At 74.4% G+C, this 18,355-nt stretch carries 17 protein-coding genes; 7 read left to right on the plus strand and 10 right to left on the minus strand.

Going from position 1 to position 18,355, the window contains the following annotated elements; translation table 11 throughout:
• Positions 1 to 414: 414 nt before the first annotated feature.
• Positions 415 to 2,211, minus strand: a complete 1,797-nt coding sequence (locus tag G8D98_RS11530) for an acetyl/propionyl/methylcrotonyl-CoA carboxylase subunit alpha (RefSeq protein WP_166103265.1) — start codon at positions 2,209 to 2,211, stop codon at positions 415 to 417.
• Between the two features lie 309 nt (positions 2,212 to 2,520).
• Here G8D98_RS11530 and G8D98_RS11535 point away from each other — a divergent pair, with 309 nt between their 5' ends.
• Positions 2,521 to 3,723 carry a DUF2157 domain-containing protein gene (locus G8D98_RS11535; protein ID WP_166103268.1) on the plus strand — a complete coding sequence of 401 codons (1,203 nt, stop codon included), beginning with the start codon at positions 2,521 to 2,523 and terminating at the stop codon, positions 3,721 to 3,723.
• A gap of 78 nt (positions 3,724 to 3,801) precedes the next feature.
• On the opposite strand, the gene G8D98_RS11540 is transcribed toward G8D98_RS11535, so the two are convergent.
• The 7 genes from G8D98_RS11540 to G8D98_RS11570 are packed head-to-tail and all read right to left on the minus strand — an operon-like array spanning position 3,802 to position 10,889.
• Entirely contained in the window at positions 3,802 to 4,785 is a 984-nt protein-coding gene (locus G8D98_RS11540) for an ABC transporter substrate-binding protein (protein ID WP_166103271.1), read from the minus strand.
• Positions 4,786 to 4,837: 52 nt separating this feature from the next.
• Complete coding sequence (locus G8D98_RS11545; RefSeq protein WP_166103273.1) at positions 4,838 to 5,872, minus strand: ABC transporter permease; 1,035 nt, start codon at positions 5,870 to 5,872, stop codon at positions 4,838 to 4,840.
• Entirely contained in the window at positions 5,869 to 6,633 is a 765-nt protein-coding gene (locus G8D98_RS11550) for an ATP-binding cassette domain-containing protein (protein WP_166103276.1), read from the minus strand. Before G8D98_RS11550 ends, G8D98_RS11545 begins: the two co-directional genes overlap by 4 nt.
• Entirely contained in the window at positions 6,630 to 7,535 is a 906-nt protein-coding gene (locus tag G8D98_RS11555; protein WP_166103280.1) for a hypothetical protein, read from the minus strand. Before G8D98_RS11555 ends, G8D98_RS11550 begins: the two co-directional genes overlap by 4 nt.
• Positions 7,532 to 8,947: an FGGY-family carbohydrate kinase gene (locus G8D98_RS11560; RefSeq protein WP_166103283.1), complete on the minus strand. Its 1,416-nt coding sequence runs from the start codon at positions 8,945 to 8,947 to the stop codon at positions 7,532 to 7,534. Before G8D98_RS11560 ends, G8D98_RS11555 begins: the two co-directional genes overlap by 4 nt.
• Positions 8,944 to 9,951 carry a LacI family DNA-binding transcriptional regulator gene (locus tag G8D98_RS11565; protein ID WP_166103285.1) on the minus strand — a complete coding sequence of 336 codons (1,008 nt, stop codon included), beginning with the start codon at positions 9,949 to 9,951 and terminating at the stop codon, positions 8,944 to 8,946. Before G8D98_RS11565 ends, G8D98_RS11560 begins: the two co-directional genes overlap by 4 nt.
• Complete coding sequence (locus G8D98_RS11570) at positions 9,948 to 10,889, minus strand: 1-phosphofructokinase family hexose kinase (protein WP_229661781.1); 942 nt, start codon at positions 10,887 to 10,889, stop codon at positions 9,948 to 9,950. Before G8D98_RS11570 ends, G8D98_RS11565 begins: the two co-directional genes overlap by 4 nt.
• Before the next feature lie 96 nt (positions 10,890 to 10,985).
• On the opposite strand from G8D98_RS11570, the gene G8D98_RS11575 reads away from it, so the two are divergent.
• The 4 genes from G8D98_RS11575 to G8D98_RS11590 are packed head-to-tail and all read left to right on the plus strand — an operon-like array spanning position 10,986 to position 14,434.
• Positions 10,986 to 12,011: a beta/alpha barrel domain-containing protein gene (locus tag G8D98_RS11575; protein WP_166103291.1), complete on the plus strand. Its 1,026-nt coding sequence runs from the start codon at positions 10,986 to 10,988 to the stop codon at positions 12,009 to 12,011.
• On the plus strand, positions 12,008 to 12,562 hold the full coding sequence (locus tag G8D98_RS11580; protein WP_166103293.1) for a P-loop nucleotide/nucleoside kinase family protein: 555 nt from the start codon (positions 12,008 to 12,010) through the stop codon (positions 12,560 to 12,562). Before G8D98_RS11575 ends, G8D98_RS11580 begins: the two co-directional genes overlap by 4 nt.
• Positions 12,563 to 12,593: 31 nt before the next feature.
• The gene (locus G8D98_RS11585; protein WP_166103296.1) at positions 12,594 to 13,454 is read left to right on the plus strand and encodes a tryptophan 2,3-dioxygenase; all 861 of its coding nucleotides are present in this window, start codon (positions 12,594 to 12,596) and stop codon (positions 13,452 to 13,454) included.
• A gap of 53 nt (positions 13,455 to 13,507) precedes the next feature.
• The gene (locus tag G8D98_RS11590) at positions 13,508 to 14,434 is read left to right on the plus strand and encodes a PfkB family carbohydrate kinase (protein ID WP_166103298.1); all 927 of its coding nucleotides are present in this window, start codon (positions 13,508 to 13,510) and stop codon (positions 14,432 to 14,434) included.
• A 7-nt stretch (positions 14,435 to 14,441) separates the two neighbouring features.
• On the opposite strand, the gene G8D98_RS11595 is transcribed toward G8D98_RS11590, so the two are convergent.
• Positions 14,442 to 14,843, minus strand: a complete 402-nt coding sequence (locus G8D98_RS11595) for a MerR family transcriptional regulator (RefSeq protein ID WP_166103301.1) — start codon at positions 14,841 to 14,843, stop codon at positions 14,442 to 14,444.
• A gap of 88 nt (positions 14,844 to 14,931) precedes the next feature.
• Here G8D98_RS11595 and G8D98_RS11600 point away from each other — a divergent pair, with 88 nt between their 5' ends.
• Both G8D98_RS11600 and G8D98_RS11605 read left to right on the plus strand, forming a co-directional pair.
• Complete coding sequence (locus G8D98_RS11600; protein WP_166103304.1) at positions 14,932 to 16,125, plus strand: acyl-CoA dehydrogenase family protein; 1,194 nt, start codon at positions 14,932 to 14,934, stop codon at positions 16,123 to 16,125.
• Positions 16,122 to 17,678, plus strand: a complete 1,557-nt coding sequence (locus G8D98_RS11605; protein WP_166103307.1) for an acyl-CoA carboxylase subunit beta — start codon at positions 16,122 to 16,124, stop codon at positions 17,676 to 17,678. Before G8D98_RS11600 ends, G8D98_RS11605 begins: the two co-directional genes overlap by 4 nt.
• 9 nt (positions 17,679 to 17,687) lie before the next feature.
• On the opposite strand, the gene G8D98_RS11610 is transcribed toward G8D98_RS11605, so the two are convergent.
• Positions 17,688 to 18,353, minus strand: a complete 666-nt coding sequence (locus G8D98_RS11610) for a Maf family protein (protein WP_166103309.1) — start codon at positions 18,351 to 18,353, stop codon at positions 17,688 to 17,690.
• Between the last annotated feature and the right edge of the window lie 2 nt (positions 18,354 to 18,355).

Consider the following 18,355-nt stretch of genomic DNA (forward strand, 5'->3'; position numbering starts at 1 on the left):
CCCGGCCCCTGACCCCGGACGCCTGGCCCCTGATGCACTGATGCACTGATGCGCTGACGTCCCGTCCCCCCGTCACTGATTCGACCAATAGGTCACGTCAGGTACGTCCGGGCCGGGGTGGGCGTCACTGATTCGACCAATAGGTCACATCGGGCACGGTGTGGACCCGGTAGCCGTGCCTGACGTGACCTATTGGTCACGGGAGAGACGGGGCGGGCGGTTCCGGCGTCACCGGATTGACCTATTGGTCGATCCGGTGACGCGAGGTCACGCACCGGGCCCGTGGGCCGGGTTCGTTCCCGGGCGGGTCAGAGGTCTCCGGGTCAGGGATCTCCGAGTCAGGGGCCTCCGGGTCGGGGGTCTCCGGGTCAGGGATCTCCGAGTCGGGGGTTTCCGGGTCGGAGGGCCTCCGGGTCAGGCGTCGGCAGTCTCGGCGTCGCCGTCGGCGTCCTTGAGGTCGCAGATGACCGCACCGTTGCTCACCGTCGCGCCGACCTCGGCCTTGAGGCCGGTGACGACGCCCGCCTTGTGCGCCGTGATCGGCTGCTCCATCTTCATCGCCTCGAGGACGACGACCTGGTCACCGGCGGCGACCGTCTGGCCCTCCTCGACGCTCACCTTGACGATGGTGCCCTGCATGGGCGCGGTGAGGGAGTCGCCGGAGGCCGCGGCCCCGCCGGAACCACCGCCGGAGCGCCGCGGCGCCTTCTTCTTCGCCGACCCGCCCCCGCCACCGAAGGACAGCCCGCCGGGCAGCGAGACCTCGAGCCGCTTGCCGCCGACCTCGACGACGACGCGCTGGCGCTCCTCGGCCTCGGGGGCGTCGCTCGTCGGGCCGCCGTAAGGCTCGATGTCGTTGATCATCTCGGTCTCGATCCACCGGGTGTGGATGCTGAAGTGCTCCTGCGGGTCGGCGGGCGCGAACGCCGGGTCGGAGACCACCTTGCGGTGGAACGGGACGACCGTGGGCATCCCCTCGACGACGAGCTCGTCGAGCGCGCGGCGGGCCCGCTCGAGCGCCTGCTGGCGCGTGCGCCCGGTGACGACGAGCTTGGCGATCATCGAGTCGAACGCGCCGGCGATGGTGTCGCCCTCGACGATGCCCGCGTCCCACCGCACGCCGGGGCCCTGGGGGACGACCATCCGGCTCACCGTGCCCGGCGCCGGCAGGAAGCCGCGACCGGGGTCCTCGCCGTTGATGCGGAACTCGATGGAGTGCGCGTGCGGCTCGGGGTCGGGGTAGTCCAGGCTCTCGCCGTCGGCGATCCGGAACTGCTCGCGCACGAGGTCGACGCCGGTGACCTCCTCGGAGACCGGGTGCTCGACCTGGAGGCGGGTGTTGACCTCGAGGAAGCTGATGTCGCCCTGCGGGCCGACGAGGAACTCGCACGTGCCGGCGCCGACGTACCCCGCGGTGCGCAGGATCTCCTTGGACGCCCGGAGCAGCTCGGTGTGCTGCTCCTCGGTGAGGAACGGCGCGGGCGCCTCCTCGACGAGCTTCTGGTTGCGGCGCTGGAGGGAGCAGTCGCGCGTCGAGACGACGACGACGTTGCCGTGCTGGTCTGCGAGACACTGGGTCTCGACGTGCCGGGGGTGGTCGAGGAAGCGCTCGACGAAGCACTCGCCACGCCCGAAGGCGGTGACCGCCTCGCGCACGGCCGAGTCGTACAGCTCGGGGATCTCCTCCATCGAGCGAGCCACCTTCAGGCCGCGCCCACCACCGCCGTAGGCGGCCTTGATGGCGACCGGCAGGCCGTGCTCCTCGGCGAAGGCCACGACCTCGTCGGGCCCGTCGACCGGGTCCTTCGTGCCCGGCACGAGCGGCGCGTTGGCGCTGAGCGCGATGTGCCGCGCCTTGACCTTGTCACCGAGGGAGTCGATGGCCTCCGGGCCCGGCCCGATCCACGTCAGGCCCGCGTCGATGACCTTCTGCGCGAACGGGGCGTTCTCGGCGAGGAACCCGTAGCCGGGATGGATGGCGTCGGCGCCGGAGGCGTGCGCCACCTCGATGAGCTTGTCCTGGAGGAGGTAGGAGTCCCCCGGAGTCGAGCCGCCGAGGGCATGGGCCTCGTCGGCGACCTTGACGTGCAGCGCGTCCCGGTCCGGCTCGGCGTAGACCGCCACGGAGGCGATCCCGGAGTCGGTACAGGCACGGGCGATGCGGACGGCGATCTCGCCGCGGTTGGCGATGAGGACCTTGCTGATCGGCATGTCTCGAACTCTATCGGTCCGGGGCCCCCGGGCCGGGGTGGCCCTCGGAGGTTTGGCTCACACGTCCGGCCGCGGCCGGTCCTCCAGGGGAGCAGGCTGGCGGCCCCGGCGTAACGCATCTCACGGCGGGCTGCTCAGGGCTGCGGGAGACTGGAACCGTCCCGCTCCCGGGACCCTCCCGAGGAGGATGCGATGTCTGCGCACTCCACTTCTCCCGCAACCGAACCCGAACCACGCGACGAGACCTTGACAGGCCCCACCGCGACCAGTGCGGCGGCACCCGCCGGGTCACCCGCGGCCCGGGCCGCCGTGAGCCCGCGCCAGCTCGCCTGGCTCGAGGAGCAGCTGGGCGAGTGGGCTGCCGACGGGCTGCTCGACGAGCAGGCCGTCGCCGCGGTCCGTGCCCGCTACCAGGTCCACCGGAGGGTCACCCTCACCGGCACCGTCCTCACCCTCGGCTCGCTCTTCGTCGGGGTCGGCCTGCTGTGGGCCGTGGTGGCGAACATCGAGGCGATGTCGCACCTCGTGCGGCTCGTCCTCGTCCTCTCCCTGTGGCTCGGGCTGCTGGCCACCGCCGAGCTCCTCGCCCACCGGCGGGCCCGGGCGGGAGACCTCGCGTCACCCGCCGTGGGCGCCCTGCGCCTGCTCGCGGCCGCGGCGCTCGGCGCGGTCGTCTTCCAGGGGGCACTGGCGGCCGAGGTGGCGACCGGCACACCGGGGCTGCTCGGCCTGTGGGCCCTCGGGGCGCTCGGCTACGCCTACGCCGTGGCAGCCCTCGGGCCCACCGTCCTCGGGGTCGTCCTCGGGGCCGGGTGGCTGCTCTGGGAGGTCGGGGAGCGCGCCGACGACGTGCTCGCGGTGACGACGGCGATCGCCGCCGCGGCGCTCGTGACCGTCGCCGCGGGGATCCTCCACCGGTACGCCGGCCGCCGCCGGGCCGCCTGGGCGTCACTCGGCCTGCCGTGGCGGGAGGTGGGGGCGGTGCTCGCCCTCGCGGCGCTCTTCGGTGCGGCCCTGCCGCTCGCCGAGGACCCCCCGCGGCCGCTGCCCGTGCTGCTCTGGGTGGCCCTCGCGGCCGGGGTCGTCCTCGGGGCGCTGGCCGCCGCCTCGGGCACCGGCGTGGACCGGTACGAGGTGGGCCTCGGCGCCGCGGCACTGGCGCTGACCCTCGTCCTGGCGCTGTGGCGCGGCCGGGCCGACATCGGCACCGTCGAGGACCTGACACCGCCCGACCTCGCCCGCGCGGTGACCGCGGTCGTGGTCTACCTGCTCCTCGCGAGCGGCTACGCGGTGCTCGGCGCGCTGCGCGGCTCCGACCGGCTCACGGCGGTGGCGGCGGCGGCGCTGGTGCTCTTCACGACGACGCAGGCGTTCGCCGTCTTCGCGCCGATCCTGCCCGGCGGCGTGCTCTTCGTCGCCGTCGGCGGCGTGCTGCTCGTGACGGGCCTGCTCGCCGACCGGGGCCGCCGCCGGCTGCGCGCCGCACGCGGCTCCCGCGACCGGCGCGGCTGACCCCGGCCCCCGGACGTGCAGCGGGGCCGCCGCGGCCCGAACGGCTCACGACGGCCCCGCTGGTTCGGGGGAGGAGGGTCAGCAGGTCGACTTGTAGGCCGCGTCGCCGCCCTCGCCGGAGAGGTTGTCCTTGGTGATGATGGTGAACCCGGTCTGGATCTCCTTCTCGACCGAGCCGCCGGTGAGCGCGGCGTCCGCCTGCTCGACGCCGTCCATGCCGATGGTGCTCGGCTGCTGGGCGACGAGCGCCTGGACGGTGCCGTCCTGCAGCGCCTTGATCTGGTTGGGGCCGGCGTCGAAGCCGACGATCGTCACGTCCTTGGCCCCGGCCTGGCGGACACCGGTCGCGGAGCCCTCGGCGGCGAAGAGGTTCGTCGCGAAGATGCCGACGATGTCCGGGTCCTTCTGCAGCGCCGCGGAGACGAGGTTGGCCGCCGTCGCCGGGTCGTTGTGGCTGTACTGGACGCCGAGGTAGGTGAAGGAGCTGTCGCCCTTGGTGGCCTCCTCGAAGCCGTCGACGCGCGCGTCGACCGTCGAGATGCCGGGGTCGGTGGAGATGACGAGCACCTTCCCGCCGTCCGGCTTGGCCTCCTGGATGGCCTCGAAGGCCGCCTTCCCGCCGCCGATGTTGTCCGAGCTGATCTGCGAGACGGCGAAGGACGGGTCGTTGACCGTCGTGTCGACGAGCACCACCTTGATGCCGGCCGCCGCGGCCTGCTCCAGCGGAGCCTGCATCGCCTGGACGTCGGTCGGGGCGACGAGCAGCGCGGCCGGCTTGGACGCGGTGACCGAGTCCACGATCGGCTTCTGCAGGGTCGGGTCGAACTTCTGCGGACCCTGGGTCGTGACCGTGTAGCCGAGCTCCTTGGCCTTCTCCTCGATCCCGCACTGCATGGTGATGTAGAACTCGTCGCCGGCGACGCCCTGGACGAAGGCGATCGTCTTGTTGTCACTGCCACCGCTGTCGCCGCTGGAGTCGGCGCTCGGTGCCCCGGACGAGCACGCCGCGAGGGCGAGAGCTGCGCCGAGGACGGCTGCGGTGGACCTGAGGGTGCTTCGCATGGGTCCTGCCTTTCTGTGGTGACTTCGTTGTCGTGGTGCAGGTGTGTGGGGGCTAGCCGGCCCGGACGGCGGCGGCCCGCCGGTGCTGGTCGACGTAGACCGCGGCGATGAGGATCGAGCCGACGGCGACCGTCTGCCAGTACGGGGAGACGCCGATGATGACGAACCCGGCCTGGAGGACCGCCGGGATGAACAGGCCGACCATCGAGCCGAACATCGAGCCCTGGCCGCCGAAGATCGAGGTGCCGCCGATGACCACCGCCGCGATGACGTTGAGGTTGGTCAGCGACTGCCCGGCGATCGTCGTCGTGCCGTACTGCGCGAGCGAGAGGATGCCCGCGACGCCGGCGAGGAAGCCGGAGAAGGCGTAGATCTCCACGAGCTTGCGGTCGACGTTGATGCCGACCCGGCGGGCGGAGACCTCGTTGGACCCGATGGCGTAGGTGTACCGGCCGAAGCGGGTGCGGTGGAGGATCACCCCGCCGATGACGACGATGACGAGCGCGATGAGCGTGATCGCCGGGACGCCGGCGAGCCGGCCGTAGCCGATGGAGTCCTGCAGCACGCGCGGGGCGGAGCGGATGTCGAGGCCGCCGGTGAGGATCTGCGCGCTGCCGAGCGCGACGGAGAGCGTCCCGAGGGTCACGATGAGCGGGGGGACCTTCGCCTTGGCGACGAGCAGCCCGTTCAGGCCACCCCAGAAGACCCCGACGACGACCGAGAGCACGAGGCCGACGAGCGCCGTGCCCCACCCGGTGTCGCCCATCGACTCCATGACCTTCGCCGCGACGACGGAGGAGACCACGAGCACCGAGCCGACGGACAGGTCGATGCCCGCGGTGATGATGACGAAGGTCATCCCGACCGCGAGGACCGCCCAGATGGAGACGTTCTGGGCGATGTTGGTCAGGTTGCCCGTCGTGAGGAACGTGCTCGGCTGCATGACGCCGAAGATGGCGACGATGACGACGAGCACGCCGAGGATCCACACCGACTGCATGGCGCGGACCCGGTCGGCGAGGCTGTCGTGGGTGGCCTTGGTCTCGATCCCCGAGGCCGGCCTGTCGCTCGTGGTGGTCGTGCTCATGCCGCACCCTCCTTGATCTCCAGTGCTCCGGTCATGGCGCCGACGAGCTCCTCGACGCTCGTGCCCTTGCCGGGGTAGGTGGCGACCCGCTTGCCGAGCCGCAGCACCTGGATGCGGTCGGCCACCTCGAGCACGTGCGGCATCGAGTGCGAGATGAGCACGACGCCGAGCCCGCGGTCGCGGACCCGCTTGACCATGTCCAGGACGTTGCGGGTCTGCACGACGCCGAGCGCGGCGGTCGGCTCGTCGAGGAAGAGGACCTTGTCGGCCCAGGCCACGGCGCGGGCGATGGCCACCGACTGCTTCTGGCCGCCGGACATCGACCCGACCGGGGTGACGACGCTGCGCACGGCCGACCCGAGGTCGGTGAAGGCCTGGGCGGCCTCCTGGCGCATCCGGGGGGTGTCCATGAACCCGAGCCGGCCGAGCAGGCCACTGCGCATGACCTCACGGCCGAGGTACATGTTCTGCGCCGCGTCGAGGTGTGGCGCGAGGGCGAGGTCCTGGTGGACGACCTCGATGCCGGCGCGCGAGGCGTCCTGGGGGGTGTGGAACGTCACCGGGGTGCCCTCGAAGAGGACCTCCCCCTCGTCGAGGTCGAGGTTGCCGGTGAGCGCCTTGACGAGCGTGGACTTGCCGGCACCGTTGTCGCCGATGAGGGCGACGACCTCGCCGGCGGAGACGTCGAAGTCCGCACCGTCGAGCGCCTGGACCCGGCCGAAGCGGCGGCGCAGCCCGCGGGCCTCGAGCAGGGCGCTCATGCCGCGCTCTCCCGGTACGAGCGGGCCCGGCCCTCGATGATGGCGCGGTACTCGTCGAGGCGCCGACGCCCGGTGTCGGAGAGGAACGCGACGCGCTCGGCGTGGTCCATGGCGACCGCCTCGCGCCACACCGACCGCCCGGCGATGAAGCCGCTGGCGCCGCCCTCGTCGCAGCTGATGCGCAGCACCTCGGAGAACTCGTCCGAGGACACACCGGCCGAGAGGACCGCCCAGGGTGAGGAGATGCGTTCGGCGAGACGCCGGCACGCCTCGGGGCTGCCGGGGTACTCGAGCTTGAGCAGGCTGGGGCTGAGCTGGTCGATGAGGACCGCGGCCTCGATGATGGCGTCCGCGCGGGCCGCGGGGGAGAGGGGCTCCTCGCCGGCGAGCGGGAAGATGAGGTTCTCGATGACCGAGGGCACGCCGACCTCGGCACAGTCGGCGACGAGGGTGCGCATGACCTCGACCGCCTCGGCCGTCGTGTCCCGGCCGTCGGCGCCGGGGCGCCGGTCGGCGCGGACCTGGACGAGGAACTTCATCGCGTCGGCACCGCTGTCGCGCACCCAGGCCGCGTCCTGGGCGGGGTCGAGCGCGACGACGGGCTCGCCGTCGTGCGTGCCGCGGCTCGCGGGCTCGGCGGCGAGCAGGAGGCCGAAGGGGGAGGATGCCTCGGCGGCCTTGGCGGCGGGCAGGCCGAAGGTGGGGTCGACGAGGAAGGCCGAGGCGCTGCCGGCGAGCGAGGCGATCATGTCGCGCTTGAGCGCGGTGATCTCCTCCTCCGTCGTCTCGCTGCGGTCGACGGCGGCGAGCATCCGCCGCAGGGTGCCTCGCTGGTCCATCGCGAGGACGGCGAAGGTACCTGCCTCGGTGGCGATGGCGTCGAGTCCGGTCGTGGTCGTCATGCGGTTGCCTCCTGGGTGGACTGGCGGTCTGGGGTGTTCTCGTGGGTGAACCACGGGGCGGGTGGCCGGCGGTCGGCGCCGGCGTCGGTGGCGTGCAGGGCCGCCCACGCGCCGAAACGGGCGGCCCCCCACGTCCCGGGCAGCTCGACGTCGGAGACCTCGACGGTGGGGGCGAGGTCGCGGCGGGCGGCGAGCACCGAGCGCATCCGCGTCCAGCCGCCGGCGACGACGAGCCGGTCGACGGGGACCCCCGCGTCGTGCAGCGTGCCGAGCAGCTGACGCCCACGGGCCGTCCCGCCGTCGAGGGCGGCCCGCCAGACGTGGGCGGGGGTGTGGGTCTCGGAGTCGAGCTCGATGCGGACCTCGTGGTCCTCCATCGCGTAGCCGGTGACCCGTACGTCGGCGGTGTCGCCGGGGGGCAGCCGCAGAGTCTGCTCGTCGAGGGCGCTGCGGGCGGGGTCGTGCTCGGCGCCGAGGACGCGCTGGACCCGCTTGAGGACCAGGCCGGTGCGGGTGCCGCCGATGAACCCCGTGGTGCCGCGCACGACGTGGGGGTAGACGGAGATGCCCTGGCCGGCGAGGTCGCGCACGACGTCGGGCTCCGGGACGTGGGTGCCCGCCGCGAGGTAGGCCTCGGCCGTGCCGAAGCTGTCGAGCGCCGACCCGGGCAGGGCGCAGCCGGTGGCCGCGGCCGCGACGGCGTGGTCGTGCCCGGCGACGGTGAGGACGGCGCCACGGGCCGCACCCACCGGGTGGTCGGCGCGGACCCGGCCGGCGGGCTCGCCGGCGGCGACGATCTCGGGCAGCAGCTGCGGGCCCGACCCGAGGTGCTCGAGGGCCGGTTGCCAGGCGCGCCCGGTATGCACGTCGAGCAGCCCGGTGCGCCCGAGCAGCGACAGCTCGGCCACCCGCCGCCCACCGAGGCGCAGGATGACGAACTCGGGCAGCGAGAGCCACTGCAGCCCGCGCAGGTCCAGGCCCGCGTCGCGCAGCCACAGCAGCTTGAAGAACGAGGCGACGTGGCTGACCGGTAGGCCGGTCCGGGCGGGGAACGCGTGCGCGAGCGGCGCGGGCAGGGCCGCGGCCTGCTCGGTGCCGCGCGGGTCGTACCAGGCGATGACGGGGGAGCGGTCCACCCCCGCGGCGTCGACGAGCACGCCCGCCTCGGCCATCGAGGTGAAGCCGAGGGAGCGCATGGCCGCCCCCGGGCCGAGGGCAGCGCCCACCTGCTCGAGGAGGTCCTCGACGGCGTCGACCACCGAGGACGGGCTGCGGTCGACGCGCCCCTCGCCGGTCTCGCGCCACGCGGTGTCGACGGCGCGGTCGAGCAGGCGGGTGCCGTCGGCCGCGACGGCGCTCACCTTCGTCACGGTCGTCCCGAGGTCGAAGCCGAGGTCGACGACGGCGCTCACGGGAGCGACCTCGGGGCGAGCTCGCCCGAGCCGCGGGCGAGGAGCATCGTCGGCATGACCATGTCGAGGACCTCGGCGTCGGGGTCCTGGATGCGGCGGGACAGCAGGTCGAAGGCGGCCTCCGCGAGCGCCGTGGGGCGCTGGTCGACGACCGTCGTCGGCGGGGTCATCAGGTCGGCGGCGGGGTGGTCGCCGAAGATCACGACGGCGATGTCCTGCCGGTGGAGGCGCTGCTGGGCGCGCAGGATCGCCAGGCCCATCATCGGGGAGGCGGCGAAGACGGCGGTCGGCGCGTCCGCCGTCGCGAGCATCGCCAGGGCGTGCGGGTAGCCCTCGTCGGCGGACCACGCCCGGGTCTCGACGATCCGGGGGTCGACCTCGAGCCCCGCCTCGGCGAGCGCCTTCTCGTACCCGACGTAACGGTCGGTGAGCGTCGTGAAGGCCGAGGTCTTGCCGAGGAACCCGATCCGGCGGTGGCCGCGCGCGGCGAGGTGGCGGACGGCCTCGACGGCGCCCTCCTCGTCGGTGACCCGGACGACGTCCTTGTCGGTGACGCCGCACTTGCGGTCGATGACGACGACCGGCACCTCGTCGGGGAGGGCCTCGGCGACCCTGCGCTCGTCGCCGAACGGTGCGACGACGAGACCGGCGACCCCGCGGCGCGCGAGCCGCTGGATCTGGGTGCGCATGCGCGACTCGTCCATGCCCGTCGAGGCGACGAGGACGTCCATCCCGACGTCCATGGCCCGGCCCTCGATGACGGCGACGACCTGGGCGAAGAACGGGTCGTCGATGGAGTCGACGACGACGCCGACGGTGGGCAGCTTGCCGCCACCGAGGCGCTGGGCCGCCGGGTCGGGGTGGTACTGGAGCAGGTCGATGGCCGCCTGCACGCGGGCCACGGTCTCGCGGCGCACGTTGGGGGCGCCGTTGATCACCCGCGAGACGGTCTTGATCGAGAAGCCGGACTCGCGCGCGACGTCGTAGATGGTCGGCCGGGTCATCGCGCCACCGGGTCCGGGAGGGCGGCGAGCGCCGGGGCGACGAGGGCCGGGTCGAGCATCCCGCCGGTCTCGTGCTGGACGGCGGCGGCGGCCACCGCCATGCCGGTCCGCACGGCGACGACGTCGGGGGCGCCGGCGAGCAGGGCGTCGGAGGTGCCGGCGAGGAAGCTGTCACCGGCACCGATCGGGTTGGCGACCGGCACCCGCGCGGCGCCGAGCCACCAGGTGCCCTCGGCGGTGGTCAGCGCGGCGCCGTGGGAGCCGGCGGTGACGACGGCCCGCCGCGCGCCGCGGGCGTGCAGCTCGCGGGAGGCCTCGAGGCAGCGGTCGAGGAGGTCCTCGCCGGACTCCTCGACGTTCTCGTCGGTCCGCCCGTGCAGGAGCGCCTCGGCCTCGCCGACGTTGGGGCTCACCAGGTCCGGGCCGAAGGGGAGGGTGGCCTCGAGCACGGCCGGGGCGGCGTCGACGTAGGCCTCGACGCCGGCCGCGTGTGCGGCCTCGACGACCCGGCCGTAGGTGTCGGGGGCCAGCCCGGGCGGCAGCGACCCCGAGCAGGCGACGGCGGGAGCGCCGGCGAGCTCGGCGCGCACCGTGGGCAGCAGGGCGGAGGTGTCCCACTGCTCGGGCTCCGGGCCGCGCCCGTTGACGACGGTGACCCGGCCGGCGTCCTCGAGGAAGATCATCGCGAGCCGGCCCTGGCCGTCGTGGTGGACCGGGACGAAGGCGCAGCCCTCGGCCGCGAGCAGCTGTTCGAGGCGGGCGTCCTCGCGGGGGGCGAGCCCGACGAGCCGGTGCGTCCGCCCGAGCGTGCGCAGCGTCCGGCAGACGTTGACCCCCTTGCCGCCGGCGGTCGAGACCGTCCGGGAGGAGCGGCTCACCGTGCCCGGCACGAGCGTGGCGAGCCACGTCGTCACGTCGATGCACGTGTTGGGGGTCACGACGAGCAACGGGGGCCTCCTTGCCCAGATCGACAGCGCTGTCATTGGTGGAACGCCCCTTGTCCGGGCGGTTCGCTTCCCGTACCGTAAGGCGCTATGACAGCGCTGTCAACACCCCGGACCCCCACCCCTTCGACGATCGGCCACCACCGGCGCCTCGCCCGGATCTGCGACCAGGCCGGCCACATCCGCACGATGGCGATCGACCACCCCGAGAACTACCTGACCCTCTTCGACCCCGACCCCTCGGCCGTGGCGTTCGAGGAGGTCGTCGAGTCCAAGCTCGAGATGGTCCGGGCGCTCGCGCCGCACTCGACCTCGGTCCTGCTCGACCCCGTGTGGAGCTTCGGACAGGCGGTGGCGACCGGCGCCGTGCCCGGGGACGTCGGTGTGATCAGCGGCATCGAGGACCTCTACTACGCGCCGAGCAGCGCGGTGGGGTTCGACACCGAGCTGCGCCTGCGCCCCGGGTGGGACCCCGCCGTCCTCACGACGCTCGGCGCGGACGCCGCCAAGCTCGTCGTCTTCCACCGCGAGGACCAGCCGGAGGCGGTGCGTGCCCAGCAGCACGCCGTCGTCGCCGAGGTCGCCGACCGCTGCCGCGCCCACCAGCTGCCGCTCGTCGTCGAGCCGCTGTGGTTCCCGACGGGGGAGGAGGACACCGCCGACCCGGCGGTGCGCGAGGTGCGCCGCCGCAGCGTGTTGTCCGCCGCGCACTCCTTCCGGGCCGCGGGAGCGGACGTCATGAAGATGGAGTTCCCGCTGCTCGACCTCGAGGACCTCGACGCCGCCCACGAGGCGTGCGCCGCCCTCGACGCCGCGGTCGACGGGCCGTGGGTGCTGCTCTCCGCGGGGGTCACCTTCGAGGGATTCCGCACCCAGCTCGACGTCGCGGCCGACCACGGCTGCAGCGGGTTCATGGCCGGGCGGGCGATCTGGGGCGACGCCGTGGGCCGGCTCGACGCGCCGGCCCGCGCCGCCGGTGCCGCCCTGGCCGCCGACCGGCTCGACGAGCTCGCCGCGGTGCTCGAGGGCCGCGGCGCCCCGGCCTACACCCCCGCCGAGCCCGCCGAGGTCGCCTCGCTCATCGGCGCCGAGTGGTACCGGACCGCGACGGAGTGAGCGCCGTCGCGGGGCCCGGGCTCGTCTGCGTCGGCGGCGCGCCCGGGGCGGGGAAGACCACGGTGGGGGCGCTCGTCGCCCGCGGGCGCCGCGCCGCCCTCGTCGACCTCGACAGCGCCACGACCCCGCTGCTCGAGGCGTTCGCCGCCGAGCTCGGGGAGCCCGCCGACCTCGACGCCCCGCGCCTGGCCGCCGTCCGGGACGCGCGCTACGCCTGCCTCGCGGGGGTCGTCGCCGACTGCCTGGCCTGCGGCGTCGACGTCGTCGTCGTCGCCCCGTTCACCCGGGAGGGCGCCGATGCCCGGGTGTGGCGCGCCTGGGGCCTCGCGCTCGGGGCGGGGAGTGTGACGACCTGCTGGCTCACCGTCGACCCCGCCGTGGCGGCGGCCCGGCGGGCCGGCCGGGGCGCGCCCCGGGACCTCGCGGGGTCCGGCGCGCACGCGGGGTCCGCGGCGGCCGACCTCGAGGGGGTCGACGTCGTGCTCGACGCCAGCGACGCCACCGCCGAGGAGCTCGCGGCCCGGCTCGCCGGGGCCTGGCCGCCCCGCTGACCGGGCGGCCCGGGGGTGGCACGATGACCGGATGAGCGAGGACGCGGTCGAGCGGGCCACCCGAACCCTCGAGGAGGGCATCGTCCGCGACGACGGCACCGCGATGTCCTACGCCGACTATCTCGACCTCGGCACCCTCCTCGCGGCCCAGCACCCGCGCAGCGACCCCCCGCAGCACGACGAGCTGCTCTTCATCGTCCAGCACCAGGTGAGCGAGCTGTGGCTCAAGCTGCTCGTCCACGAGCTGCGCTCGGCGCGGGCGCTGCTCGCCGAGGACAACCTGTCCCAGGCGCTCAAGCGGCTCGCCCGCGTCAAGCACGTGCAGCGCCAGCTCGTCGAGATGTGGGACGTCCTGGCCACCCTCACGCCGAGCGAGTACGCGCGCATCCGGCCCTTCCTCGCGACGAGCTCGGGCTTCCAGAGCGACCAGTACCGAGCCGTCGAGTTCCTCCTCGGGAACAAGAACGCCGACCTGGTCCGCGTCGTCGAGCACGACGACCGCGCCCGGGCCTCGCTCGAGCAGCTGCTCGAGGAGCCGACGCTCTACGACGAGCTGCTGCGGCTGCTCGCCCGCCGCGGGTACGCGGTGCCCCCGGGGGTGCTCGCACGGGACGTGCGCGAGCCGTACCGCCTCGTCCCCGAGCTCGTCGAGGTCTTCGCGCTCGTCTACGCCGCTCCCGAGGAGCACTGGGGCGTCTACGAGACGTGCGAGGAGCTCGTCGACGTCGAGGACCTCTTCCAGCAGTGGCGCTTCCGCCACCTGCAGGTCGTCACGCGCACCATCGGGGCCAAGCCCGGCACGGGGGGCTCCAGCGGCGTCGGCTTCCTGCGCCGTGCCCTGGACCTCACCTTCTTCCCCGAGCTGTACGCGGTGCGCGCGCAGGTCGGGTGAGCCCGCCCGCGACGGCGCGGCCGCCGGCCACGGCGGGTCACTAGGGTCGGCGCATGGCCGCCCCCCGCGTCATCCACACCGCCCAGGCCCTCGTCGACGCGGTCGTCGAGGTACCCCGCCTCCCGGCCCGCGGGGGCAACGTCATGGCGACCTCCTCGCGCCGGTACGCCGGGGGAGCGGTGACCACCCTGCTCGCCGCGGCCCGCTCGGGTGCGCGCGCGGTCCATGCGGGGTCGGTCGGCACCGGCCCGAACGGCGACCTCGTCCGGGCGGTGCTCGAGGCCGAGGGCGTCGCGCTGAGCGCGCCCCGGGTCGACGGGCTCGACACCGGGGTCTGCCTCGTCCTCGTCGAGCCGACCGCCGAGCGCAGCTTCGTCACGACCGAGGGGGCCGAGCGGCAGGTCACCCCGGCGTCGCTGGCGACCAGCGCCCCCGCGGCCGGGGACTTCGTGTGCGTCAGCGGCTACTCGCTGGCCGGCGCCACCCGTGACCCGCTCCTGGCGTGGCTGGAGTCGCTGCCCGCGCACGTGCACGTCGTCCTCGACCCCGGTGCCGCCTTCGCCGAGGCCGCGCCGCGGGTCCGGGAGGCCGTCCTGGCGCGGACGGCGGTGTGGACGGGCAACGCCGAGGAGGCCGAGACGCTCGCCGGGGTGCACGGACTGGCGGAGGCGGCGCAGGTCGTCGCGGGCCTGCTGCCCCCCGGGGCGGTCACCGTCGTGCGCGACGGCCCCCGGGGGTGCCTCGTGCGCGAGGGCGGGCGCGAGAGCCGGCTGCCGGGCCACCCGCAGCGCCCGGTCGACACCAACGGGGCGGGTGACACCCACACCGGCGTCCTCCTCGCCGAGCGGGTCGCCGGGCTGGGCTGGCCGCAGGCCGCCGTCCGGGCCAACGCCGCCGGCGCGCTCACCGTCACCCGGCGCGGGCCGGACACCGCCCCGACGCGCGCCGAGATCGACGCCTTCCTCGAGCGCGCCCGCTGAGCGCCGGTCAACCCAGCCGGGCCAGGTCCTCCCGGCAGCGGCGCTCGAACCCGTCGAGCTCGGCGAGGGCAGCCTCGAGGTCGCGGCGGCGCTGCTCGAGGTCTGCCCGGCGGTCGTCGATCTGGGCGAGGACGTACTCCAGCTGGCTGCGCCGGCCACGCGGGGCGTCGTAGAGGTCGATGATCGTGCGGATCTCCTCGAGCGGGAAGCCGAGCCGGCGCCCCCGCAGGACGAGGGCCAGCCGGGTGCGGTCGCGCCGGTGGTAGACCCGCGTCGTGCCGCGGCGCTGCGGGGTGAGCAGGCCGAGCTCCTCGTAGTGGCGCACGGTGCGGTGGGTGACCCCGAACTCCTCGGCCACCTCGGCGATCGACCACGTGCGCTCGCCCGGGGGAGCGCTGGGGGCTGGCATACCGGCGAGTATTGCTTTACGTTGACGTCAACGTCAAGGACCACCGAGCGGCCCCGACCGGGGACGCCCGCAGCGCGAAGGGGCGCCGATGTTCGAGCTGAGCAAGGACCACGAGGACTTCCGGGCCGTCGTGCGCGAGTTCGCCGAGCAGGAGGTGGAGCCGCACGTCGCCGCGTGGGACCGCGCCCACCACTTCCCGGCCGACCTCGTGCCCCGGATGGGCGCGCTCGGCCTCTTCGGGCTCGTCGTCCCGGAGGCCTACGGCGGCTCGCTCGAGCACTCCGAGGGCGGTGCCTTCACGAGCCTGTGCCTGGCCATCGAGGAGCTCGGCCGGGTCGACCAGTCGGTGGGCATCACGCTCTCGGCCGGCGTCGGGCTCGGCATCAACCCGATCCTCACCTACGGCAGCGACGCCCAGAAGGAGCGCTTCCTGCCCGACCTCGTCGCCGGCCGCGCGCTCGCCGGGTTCGGGCTCACCGAGCCGGACGCCGGCTCGGACGCCGGCGCCACCCGCACCCGTGCGGTCCTCGACGAGGACACCGGGGAGTGGGTCGTCGACGGCGCCAAGGCGTTCATCACCAACTCCGGCACCGAGATCACCTCGGTCGTCACCGTGACGGCCCGCACCGGCACCCTCGAGGACGGCCGTCCGGAGATCTCGGCGGTCATGGTGCCCTCCGGCACACCGGGGCTCACCGTCGAGCCGGCCTACGAGAAGATGGGCTGGAACATCTCCGACACCCACGGCCTCTCCTTCGACGGCTGCCGTGTCCCGGCCGACCACCTCCTCGGGGAGCGGGGCCGGGGCTTCCACCAGTTCCTCAAGACCCTCGACGACGGACGGGTCGCGATCAGCGCCCTCGCGCTCGGCCTCATCACCCGGATGCGCGAGGAGGCCGCCGCGTACGCGCGCACCCGGACCGCCTTCGGCCGGCCGATCGGCGCCAACCAGGGGGTCGCCTTCCCGGTCGCCGACCTGGCGGTCATGGAGGACGCCGCACGGCTGCTCACCTACCGCGCGGCCTGGCTCAAGGACGAGCAGGAGGCCGGCCGGCGCTCGGTCGCCGAGGTCAAGCAGGCGGCCGCGGCGGCCAAGCTCTACACCTCCGAGGCGGCGGTCACCGCGACCCGGGTCGCGACCCAGGTCTTCGGCGGCAACGGGTTCATGGAGGAGTACCCCGTCGCCCGGTTCTACCGGGACGCCAAGATCCTCGAGATCGGCGAGGGCACCTCCGAGGTGCAGCGCATGGTCCTCGCCAAGGGCCTGGGCCTGCCCGCATGAGCGACACCGACCCGCGCGTCGCCGACGTGCGCGCCCGGCTCGAGGCCGCGCACGCGGCCTCGGCGGCGCCCTCGGAACGGGCCGCGGCCAAGCTCGCCGACCAGGGCAAGCTCTACGTCCGCGAGCGGGTCGCCCTGCTGCTCGACGACGGCTCCTTCGTCGAGGACGGCCGCTACGCCAACGCGCGCGCGGCCGGGCTGCCCGCCGACGGCGTGGTCACCGGGCGCGGCACCGTCGAGGAGCGGCCGGTCGTCGTCATCGCCAACGACCCGACGGTCAAGGCCGGCTCGTGGGGAGCGCGCACGGTCGAGAAGATCGTCCGGGCCACCGAGGCCGCGCTGCGCGAGGAGCTGCCGGTCTTCTGGCTCGTCGACTCCGCCGGCGCGCGGATCACCGACCAGGTCGAGATGTTCCCGGGCCGCCGCGGCGCCGGGCACATCTTCCACAACCAGGTGGCCCTCTCCGGCAAGGTCCCCCAGGTCTGCTGCCTCTTCGGCCCCTCGGCGGCCGGTGGTGCCTACATCCCGAGCTTCTGCGACGTCGTCATCATGGTCGAGGGCAACGCCTCGATGTACCTCGGCAGCCCCCGGATGGCCGAGATGGTCGTCGGCGAGCACGTGTCGCTCGAGGAGATGGGCGGGGCCCGGATGCACTGCACCGTCTCGGGCGTCGGCGACCTGCTCGCCGCCGACGACGCCGAGGCCATCGAGCTCGCCCGCCTCTACTTCTCCTACCTGCCCGACTCGTGGCGCAGCCCGCTCCCGACCTACCACCCGGAGGAGCCGGTCGCGCCGCTGTCCCGCGCCACCGTGCCCGAGCGCGAGAGCCAGCCGTTCGACGTCCACGAGCTCATCGAGGGCCTCGTCGACGCGCACAGCTTCTTCGAGGTCAAGCCGCTGTTCGCGCCCGAGCTCGTCGTCGGCTTCGCCCGGATGGCCGGTGAGAGCGTCGGCATCGTCGCGAACAACTCCGCGGTCAAGGGCGGGGTGCTCTTCAGCGACTCGGCGGACAAGGCGGCCCGGTTCATCTGGCTGTGCGACGCCTTCTCCGTCCCGCTGCTCTACCTCGCCGACGTGCCGGGCTTCATGATCGGCTCCGAGGTCGAGCGCGCGGGCATCATCCGGCACGGGGCCAAGATGGTCTCCGCCGTCGCCTCCGCCACCGTCCCGCAGCTGTGCGTCGTCGTCCGCAAGGCCTACGGCGCGGGCTTGTACGCCATGGGCGGGCCCGGTTTCGAGCCGGACGCCACCCTCGCCCTGCCGACCGCGCGGATCGCGGTCATGGGTCCGCAGGCCGCGGTCAACGCCGTCTACGCCAACCGGATCGCCGAGGTCGAGGCCGCCGAGGGCGAGCAGGCCCGGGCGGACTTCGTCGCCGCCCGCCGGGCGGAGTACCTCGCGGACGTCGACCTCGAGCGGCTGGCGGCCGACCTCGTCGTCGACCAGGTCCTCGAGGCCGAGGACCTGCGGGCCGAGCTGCTGCGCCGGCTGCGCTACGCGGCGCGCCGCGAGCGGCACGGCGTGGCCAAGCGCCGCGACGTGCCCCCGGTCTGACCGGGCCGCTCAGGCCCGCTCGCGCAGGTCGTGCCAGGCGAGGCCGAGCTCGCCGAGGAGGTCACGCAGGAGCGGCAGCGAGACGCCGACGACGGTGCCCGGGTCGCCCTCGATGCCACGCACGTACGGCCCGCCCAGACCGTCGAGGGTGAACGCGCCGGCCACCCGCAGCGGCTCGCCCGTCGCGACGTAGGCGGCGACCTCGGCGTCGCTGAGCTCGGCGAAGTGGACCAGGGTCGAGGCGGTCGCCCCGAGCGTGCCCCCGCTGCCTCCCTGGCCGCGGGGTCGCAGGTCGAGCAGCCAGTGGCCGGTGTGCAGGACCCCGGAACGGCCGCGCATGCGCCGCCACCGGGCCTGCGCCTCGGCGGCGTCCGCCGGCTTGCCGTGGACCTCCCCGTCGAGCTCGAGGACGGAGTCGCACCCGAGTAGCAGGTCAGCGGCGGGGCCCTCGTCCCCTCCGGCGAGACGATGGGCGACGTCGTCGGCCTTGGCGCGGGCGAGCAGCAGGGCGACGTCCGCCGCCGCCAACGGGCCGTGCTGCGCCTCGGCGGCCGCGAGCGTGGCCTCCTCGTCGACCCCCGAGACCTGGACGAGGGGCTGCACGCCGGCCGCCCGCAGCACCGCGAGCCGGGCCGGCGAGGCGGAGGCGAGCAGGAGGCGCAGCGGGCCGGTCATGC

It is taken from the genome of Phycicoccus endophyticus, assembly GCF_011326735.1.
Taxonomy (GTDB): Bacteria; Actinomycetota; Actinomycetes; order Actinomycetales; family Dermatophilaceae; genus Phycicoccus; species Phycicoccus endophyticus.

Bases quoted from the DNA above. Each gene is read 5' to 3' on its own strand.
- G8D98_RS11590 (WP_166103298.1), top strand. From the start codon at position 13,508: ATGGCCGCCCCCCGCGTCATCCACACCGCCCAGGCCCTCGTCGACGCG.
- G8D98_RS11575 (WP_166103291.1), top strand. From the start codon at position 10,986: ATGACAGCGCTGTCAACACCCCGGACCCCCACCCCTTCGACGATCGGC.
- G8D98_RS11530 (WP_166103265.1), bottom strand. From the start codon at position 2,211: ATGCCGATCAGCAAGGTCCTCATCGCCAACCGCGGCGAGATCGCCGTC.
- G8D98_RS11585 (WP_166103296.1), top strand. From the start codon at position 12,594: ATGAGCGAGGACGCGGTCGAGCGGGCCACCCGAACCCTCGAGGAGGGC.
- G8D98_RS11565 (WP_166103285.1), bottom strand. From the start codon at position 9,951: ATGACCCGGCCGACCATCTACGACGTCGCGCGCGAGTCCGGCTTCTCG.
- G8D98_RS11595 (WP_166103301.1), bottom strand. From the start codon at position 14,843: ATGCCAGCCCCCAGCGCTCCCCCGGGCGAGCGCACGTGGTCGATCGCC.
- G8D98_RS11605 (WP_166103307.1), top strand. From the start codon at position 16,122: ATGAGCGACACCGACCCGCGCGTCGCCGACGTGCGCGCCCGGCTCGAG.
- G8D98_RS11550 (WP_166103276.1), bottom strand. From the start codon at position 6,633: ATGAGCGCCCTGCTCGAGGCCCGCGGGCTGCGCCGCCGCTTCGGCCGG.
- G8D98_RS11610 (WP_166103309.1), bottom strand. From the start codon at position 18,353: ATGACCGGCCCGCTGCGCCTCCTGCTCGCCTCCGCCTCGCCGGCCCGG.
- G8D98_RS11540 (WP_166103271.1), bottom strand. From the start codon at position 4,785: ATGCGAAGCACCCTCAGGTCCACCGCAGCCGTCCTCGGCGCAGCTCTC.
- G8D98_RS11545 (WP_166103273.1), bottom strand. From the start codon at position 5,872: ATGAGCACGACCACCACGAGCGACAGGCCGGCCTCGGGGATCGAGACC.
- G8D98_RS11555 (WP_166103280.1), bottom strand. From the start codon at position 7,535: ATGACGACCACGACCGGACTCGACGCCATCGCCACCGAGGCAGGTACC.
- G8D98_RS11600 (WP_166103304.1), top strand. From the start codon at position 14,932: ATGTTCGAGCTGAGCAAGGACCACGAGGACTTCCGGGCCGTCGTGCGC.